Consider the following 6,988-nt stretch of genomic DNA (forward strand, 5'->3'; position numbering starts at 1 on the left):
AGCGCAGCCACGGCAGCAGATAGAAGGCGGCGAACAGCAGCCACAGCACCACGCGTCGGAACTGCGTGTACCGATGTGGCGGCGCCGGTCCTGCCGTGGCTGCGGGCGAGGTGACGACATGCAAGTGGATCGGGCGAGGCATCGGCAGCCGGCTCAGGACAGCGGCGCGGCGTCGCCGTGCGGCGCCGGACGCAACAGGAAGCCGGTCAGCAGGCTCGAGGCCAGCGTCGCCAGCCAGAACATGAAGAAGCCCACCGTATAGCCCAGCTCGCGGCTCAGCTGGCGGCCGGGGAAGGTGATGTCGCGCAGCGCCAGCGGATCGACCAGGGCGAAGAACAGCACGCTCATCGCGCCGGCCACCAGGAAGCTCGGCCACAGGATCACCCCCAGCCGCTGCACCAGCGGGCGTGGCATACCGGGATCGAGCGGGTCGAGCAGCGGATCGTCGGGAGAGGCCATGACGGTGGATTCCATCGCGAAAGGAGGATGCGGCATGCGCCAAGGGGGCAGCGCCACACACGTCGCCGCGCCTGCCAGCCGCCTGGCCGCCGATCCCCCGTCGACACCGGCGTCGGCGCATGCCGCAGCGGCAGACTAGGCAGTGCCGGCCGTGCCGACATTGATCCTGATCAAGGCCGCCGCGGTGGCGGCGTGGAGACTGTCGGCGTCGAGCGACGTGGAGCGGACCATGCAGGACCAGATCGAGGGCATGCCCTTGCCGGGGCCGGACCTGTGCAGCGAGGCCGAGGTGCAGGCGCTGGTGGAGACGTTCTACCGCCGCGTGCGCGCCGACGCCGATCTGTCGGCGGTGTTCGCCGCGCACATCGAGGACTGGGATGCGCACCAGCAGCAGCTGTGCGATTTCTGGTCGGCGATGCTGCGCGGCACCCGCCGCTTCCGCGGCGCGCCGATGCCGCGGCACATGGCCATGCGCGAACTCAGCGCACTGTTGTTCCAGCGCTGGCTGGGCCTGTTCCGCGCCACCACCGCCGAGCTGCCTAACACGCCGATGCGGCTGCTGGCCGACGACATCGCCCAGCGCATCGCCGAGACGTTCTGGCGCCGCCACCAGATGAGCTGGCGCCCGTTCGAGCCGGCATCGCCGCTGCCGCCGGCTGCGTGCGCGGATTGATCCAGGTCAAGGCGGCCGTGCCGGGCGCCGCGCATGCTCGGGGCATGGACATCCTGACCGCGCCCGATCCCTCCGCCGCCTGGACCTTCGACGCCGACCTGCTGCGCCGCTACGACCGTCCCGGCCCGCGCTACACCTCGTACCCGACCGCGCCGCATTTCCAGACCGGTTTCGGCCCGGCGCAGTTGTTCGCCGCGGTCCAGGCCAGCGATCCGCGGCGGCCGCTGTCGCTGTATGTGCACGTGCCGTTCTGCCGCAATCCCTGCTTCTATTGCGGCTGCCATCGGGTGATCACCCGCGACCCGCAGCGCGGCCGCACCTATGTGCAGCGGCTGCTGCGCGAGGCCGCGATGATGGCCGCGTGTTTCGAGGGCGAGCGCGAGGTGGTGCAACTGCACCTGGGCGGCGGTACCCCCAACTTCCTCGCTCCCGAGTTGCTGGGCGAACTGGTGCAGGGCCTGCGCGGGCTGTTCCGCTTCAGCCAGGCGCCGGACCGCGAGATGTCCATCGAACTGGACCCACGCACGGTGACGCCGCAGGACATCGCCGCATTGGCCGAACTGGGCTTCAATCGCGCCAGCCTGGGCATCCAGGATTTCGACCCGCTGGTGCAGCAGGCGATCAACCGGCGCCAGGGCGTGCACGAGACCCTGGACATCCTGCGCGCCTGCCGCGTGCACGGCATGCGCTCGGTCAACGTCGACCTGATCTACGGCCTGCCGCGGCAGACCCTGGCCGGGTTCGAACAGACCCTGGAGACGGTGATCGCGGCGCGCCCGGACCGCCTGGCGGTCTATGGCTACGCGCACATGCCGCAGCTGTTCAAGGCGCAGCGGCGCATCGCAGACGCCGATCTGCCCGATGCCGAGCAGAAGCTGGCCCTGCTCGGCCTCGCGGTCAGCAGGCTCTCTGCAGCGGGCTACCAGTACATCGGCATGGACCACTTCGCGCTGCCGCAGGAAGACCTGGCGCGCGCGCAGCGGCAGGGCAGCCTGCACCGCAACTTCATGGGCTACACCACCCACGCCGACACCGACCTGCTGGGCCTGGGGGTCAGCGCGATCAGCCGCATCGGCGCCAGCTACAGCCAGAATCAGCGCGACCTGCCGGCCTGGGAAGCGGCCGTGGACGCCGGCGACAGCCCGGTGCTGCGCGGCCTGCAGCTCAGTGCCGACGACGCCCTGCGCGCCGAGCTGATCCAGCAGCTGATGTGCCAGGGGCGGGTGGACGCGGCAGCGGTGGCGCAGCGCCACGGTATCGACTTCGCCAGCTACTTCCGCGAGGAACTGCGCGCACTGGCGCCGCTGTGCGCGGACGGTCTGGCCGACTACCGCGACGGCGTGGTCCAGGCCACCGCCCGCGGCCGCCCGCTGCTGCGCCTGATCGCCATGTGCTTCGACCGCTACCTGCGCCAGCCCGACCAGCCGGCGCGCTACTCGCGCGCGATCTGAGCGCCGCGCGGATTCCCTTGCCGTTGGCATCCCCGGTGCCGCCGTGGCGGCGGTATCGGGGACTTTTCGGTGGCGGGGGCGCCCGATATCCAAGGCCATCCCGCGGGAGGGCCTGGCGATCTTGTGTCTGGCACTCCAACTGCCCGGCGCCCGTGCGGACGCCGTGGGGCGATCTCAATCCAATGACCAGCGGATGCCCAGTTCGTCGGGATCGATATCCTTCTCTCTGAGCGCGCCGATGATGATGGACTCCAGGCTGTCGCGATCCGGTGCTCCATCCACTTCGTCCCGGATTTTCTCGCCCAGCTGTTGCTTTTCGTCGCGGGAAAGCGGGCCACTCCACGTGTCCCTGATGTATTGGGCGAACGTACGCGCGCGCTTTTCTCTTTCGTAGGTCTCGTTCACTCGCTTCTCCCCAAGCAGCCGGCGCGGCTGGTGTGGCAATGTTTCTAGCACGGTGTCGTCCGGGGCGATGCAGTGCCTGTCGCTTGCGTTCGGACAGTTTGCGGGTCATCCCACAATGGATGCGCTTTCCCGGCGCTTTCCACCGGCTGGCTGTGGGGCAAACGCTGCGCTCGGCCAGCGAACAGCCCGGGCGTCAGACACCACCCTGCATGCGGCGCATCTGTGGTGATCGGGATGATTGGCGTGCCGAGGCGGTAGAGCTTGGGGGGCCGTGCCTGATGTGGCCTGTCGGTTCCGCCTGCCAATAGGTGGTGCCCGGAGCCGGAATCGAACCGGCATGGGGTCGCCCCCGGCGGATTTTAAGTCCGATGCGTCTACCAGTTTCGCCATCCGGGCCTGGTGCATGTAGGTTGCCCGATCGCGGTCGAATTGGGAACCGTGTAGCGCATCCCAGCGTTGGGCGGTCAGCAGGTCAGGGGGATGCGTGGGCACCTACCACGCCCAATGTGAACGCTCCGCTTTCTTTCACCTCGCCGAAAGGAGTGCGAAAGACAGCGTGCCTAGGCTCTGCCCCCATCAGCCGGAGAGCCACCTTGCGCGCCCAATGGAACATCCTTTGCGATTTTGACGGTACCGTGTCCCTGCAGGACGTGACCGACAGCCTGCTCGAGCACCTCGGGCGCCCCGGTTGGCAAGAACTGGAGGACGACTGGGTCGCCGGTCGGATCGGCGCCCGCGAATGCATGAGCAAGCAGGTCGCCCTGCTCGACGGCGACGTCGATGCGTTGCACCGGGTGCTGGATGCGGTGCGGATCGACCCGGCCTTCGTGCGCTTCGTGGCGCTGGCCGAACGCCTGGGCATCCCGCTGAGCATCGTCAGCGACGGCCTGGACTACGGCATCGCGCGGATCCTGGCCCGCCACGGCCTGCACCATCTGCCGATCATCGCCAACCGCCTGCTGCGTACCGACGCGGGCGAATGGCGCATGGCCTCGCCGCATGCGCGCCCGGACTGCCCCAGCGGCACCTGCAAGTGCGCGGTCATGGCGCAACAGCCGCCCGAGCGCGCCACCTTGCTGATCGGCGACGGCCGTTCCGATTTCTGCCTGGCCGGCAAGGCCGACCTGGTGTTCGCCAAGGACGGTCTGCTGCGCCATTGCCGAGCCAACGGGATCGCCCATTGCGCGATCACCGGTTTCGACGACGCCATCGCCCTGCTGCCCGACCTGGCGGTGCCGGCGACCACCACCGTGTCCTTCCCGCTTCCCGTCACCCAACGAGCCTGATCCCGATGAACCGGAATGTTTCGCTTTCCTCGCTCGCACCGCTGCATGGCGATGCCGCGCCCGATCCGGAGGCGCTGCTGCGCACCGGTGCCGACCACCAGCGCGCGCTGACCGATGCGCAGATGCTGGCCGACGAGTCCCAGTACTGCTCCTACGGCGACACCGTGCACTACAGCGAGCCGCCGCGCATCTTCGGCCGCTGCGACGGCAGCTACCTGTACGACACCGAAGAGGTGCCGTACCTGGACCTGCAGATGTGGTACTCGGCGGTCAACTTCGGCTACGCCAATCCGCGCCTGAACCAGGCGCTGACCCGCCAGATCGAGACCCTGCCGCAGGTCGCCAGCCAGTACCTGCACCCGACCAAGATCGAGCTGGCCAAGACCATCGCGGTCGACGCCGAGCGCAAGTGGGGCCGCAAGGGCCGCGTGCACTTCAACGTCGGCGGCGCGCAGTCGGTGGAAGACTCGCTGAAGCTGGTGCGCAACGCCAGCGCCGGCAAGAGCCTGGTGTTCGCCTTCGAAGGCGGCTACCACGGCCGTACCCTCGGCGCCTCGGCGATCACCTCGTCGTACCGCTACCGCCGCCGCTTCGGTCATTTCGACCGCGCCCAGTTCATCGAATTCCCGTACCACTTCCGCGGCCCCAAGGGCATGTCCAAGGAAGAGTACGGCGAGCAGTGCGTGGCCAAGTTCGAGCGCCTGTTCGAGACCGAGTACAACGGCGTGTGGGATCCCAAGGCCGGGCAGTGCGAGTACGCGGCGTTCTACGTTGAGCCGATCCAGGGCACCGGCGGCTACGTGATCCCGCCGCCGAACTTCTTCACCGGCCTGAAGCGGGTGCTGGACAAGTACGGCATCCTGATGGTGGTGGACGAAATCCAGATGGGCTTCTTCCGCACCGGCAAGCTGTGGGCGATTGAGCATTTCGGCGTGACCCCGGACGTGCTGGTGTTCGGCAAGGCGCTGACCAACGGCCTGAACCCGCTGGCCGGCATCTGGGCGCGCGAGGAGCTGATCAACCCGACCGTGTTCCCGCCGGGTTCGACCCACTCCACCTTCGCTTCCAACCCGCTGGGCACCGCGGTCGGCCTGGAAACCATGCGCATGCTGGCCGAGACCGACTACGAGTCGATGGTGATGGCCAAGGGCGCGCACTTCCTGGACGGCCTGCGCGACCTGCAGAAGCGCCACCCGGAAATCGGCGACGTCGACGGCCTGGGCCTGGCCCTGCGTGCGGAAATCTGCCAGGCGGACGGCTTCACGCCGAACCGCAAGCTGCTCGACACCATGGTCGACATGGGCCTGGAAGGCGAACTGCGCCACAACGGCAAGCGCATCGGCCTGATTCTGGACGTGGGCGGTTACTACAAGAACGTGATCACGCTGGCGCCGTCGCTGCACATCAGCCACGAAGAGATCGACCTGGGCCTGTCCTTGCTGGACCAGTTGCTGACCCGCGCCAAGCAGGTCGCATGAGCCGGGCGGGAGACGACGCGCGCGGTTCGCGTTGCCTCCCGCCGTTGTTTGTGGCGGCGGGCGCTTCAGCCCGCCGCGCGCAGCGCGATCACCGCATTGAGTCCGCCGAAGGCGAAGGAATTGCTCAGCACCGCCTGCACGTTGCGGGCGCGCGCCTGGTTGGGCACGTAGTCCAGATCGCATTCGGGATCGGCATCGAGGAAGTTGGCCGTGGGCGGGACCACCTGCTCGCGCAGCGCGCCGATCGCTGCGACCAGTTCCAGCGCGCCGGCCGCGCCGAGCGCATGGCCGTGCACCGCCTTGGTCGAACTGATCGCCAGCGCCTCGGCGTGCGCACCGAACACCTGACGCAGCGCCTGGGTTTCGCAGCGGTCGTTGGCCTGCGTGCCGGTGCCGTGGGCGTTGACGTAATCGATCTGTTCCGGCACCAGGCCGGCGTCCTGCAGCGCCAGGCGCATCGCCGTGGCGGCGCCGTCGACGCTGGGCGCGACGATGTCGCCGGCATCGGAACTCATGCCGAACCCCGCCAGTTCCGCCAGCGGCAGCGCGCCGCGGGCGGCTGCGTGCTCGGCGCTTTCCAGCACGAACATGCCGGCGCCTTCGCCCAGCACCAGGCCGCTGCGCTGCGCGCAGAACGGCCGGCAGGTGTCGTCGCTGACCACCCGCATCGCTTCCCAGGCGCGGATCAGCGCCAGGCTCAGGCAGGCTTCGCTGCCGCCGGCGATGGCCACATCGGCCAGGCCATGGCGGACCATCAGCGCGGCCTGGGCGAAGGCGTGATTGGCCGAGGCGCAGGCGCTGGAGACGGCGAAGGCCGGGCCGCGCAGGCCGAAGGCGATGCTGATCTGGCTGGCCGGCGCGTTGGCCATGCTGCGCACGATGGTCAGCGGATGCAGGCGTTCGGCCTGGTCGCGGTACAGCCGGCGCGATTGTTCGTCGCGGCTGAGTTCGGCGCCGACGCCGGTGCCGACCACCACCGCGCAGCGCGCGCCGAGCGCGGCATCGCCGTGCGGCAGGCCGGCCTGGGCGATCGCCTCGCGGGCGGCGACCAGCGCCATCTGGGTCATGCGGTCGAGTTGGCCGGGGGCGATGCCGCCGGTCTGCGTGGCATCCGGAGCGAACCCTTGCAGGGTCGCGGCCACGCGCATCTTCAACGTGCTGAGCGGATCGGGCGAGGGCAGGGCGGCGATGCCGCTGCGGCCCTCGCGCATCGCGCTCCACAGCGCCTCGGCGCCA

7 protein-coding genes and 1 tRNA gene are annotated in these 6,988 nt (G+C 69.3%); 4 read left to right on the forward strand and 4 right to left on the reverse strand.

Annotation, left to right across the window (positions count from 1 at the left end; translation table 11 throughout):
- Positions 1-153 precede the first annotated feature (153 nt).
- Complete coding sequence (locus D180_RS09910; RefSeq protein WP_051064802.1) at positions 154-459, reverse strand: hypothetical protein; 306 nt, start codon at positions 457-459, stop codon at positions 154-156.
- Positions 460-601: 142 nt separating this feature from the next.
- On the opposite strand from D180_RS09910, the gene D180_RS09915 reads away from it, so the two are divergent.
- Together D180_RS09915 and hemN are read left to right on the forward strand one after the other, a co-directional pair.
- Positions 602-1,132, forward strand: a complete 531-nt coding sequence (locus D180_RS09915; RefSeq protein ID WP_017912671.1) for a group III truncated hemoglobin — start codon at positions 602-604, stop codon at positions 1,130-1,132.
- A 44-nt stretch (positions 1,133-1,176) separates the two neighbouring features.
- On the forward strand, positions 1,177-2,583 hold the full coding sequence (gene hemN, locus D180_RS09920; protein WP_043090740.1) for an oxygen-independent coproporphyrinogen III oxidase: 1,407 nt from the start codon (positions 1,177-1,179) through the stop codon (positions 2,581-2,583).
- A gap of 174 nt (positions 2,584-2,757) precedes the next feature.
- On the opposite strand, the gene D180_RS09925 is transcribed toward hemN, so the two are convergent.
- Both D180_RS09925 and D180_RS09930 read right to left on the reverse strand, forming a co-directional pair.
- A complete protein-coding gene (locus D180_RS09925; protein ID WP_043095814.1) occupies positions 2,758-2,988 on the reverse strand; it encodes a hypothetical protein in 231 nt (76 codons plus the stop codon).
- Between the two features lie 309 nt (positions 2,989-3,297).
- Positions 3,298-3,384: transfer RNA gene (locus D180_RS09930), tRNA-Leu, on the reverse strand.
- A 197-nt stretch (positions 3,385-3,581) separates the two neighbouring features.
- Between D180_RS09930 and D180_RS09935 the strand changes: the two genes are divergently transcribed.
- Both D180_RS09935 and D180_RS09940 read left to right on the forward strand, forming a co-directional pair.
- Positions 3,582-4,274: an MtnX-like HAD-IB family phosphatase gene (locus D180_RS09935; protein ID WP_026143941.1), complete on the forward strand. Its 693-nt coding sequence runs from the start codon at positions 3,582-3,584 to the stop codon at positions 4,272-4,274.
- Between the two features lie 122 nt (positions 4,275-4,396).
- Positions 4,397-5,752 carry an aminotransferase class III-fold pyridoxal phosphate-dependent enzyme gene (locus tag D180_RS09940; protein WP_198526533.1) on the forward strand — a complete coding sequence of 452 codons (1,356 nt, stop codon included), beginning with the start codon at positions 4,397-4,399 and terminating at the stop codon, positions 5,750-5,752.
- 65 nt (positions 5,753-5,817) lie between these two features.
- Here D180_RS09940 and D180_RS09945 read toward each other — a convergent pair.
- The coding region (locus D180_RS09945; RefSeq protein WP_017912674.1) for a beta-ketoacyl-[acyl-carrier-protein] synthase family protein at positions 5,818-6,988 on the reverse strand (1,171 nt) is incomplete at its 5' end.

This window comes from Xanthomonas sp. SHU 166 (assembly GCF_000364685.1).
GTDB classification, from domain to species: domain Bacteria; phylum Pseudomonadota; class Gammaproteobacteria; order Xanthomonadales; family Xanthomonadaceae; genus Xanthomonas_A; species Xanthomonas_A sontii.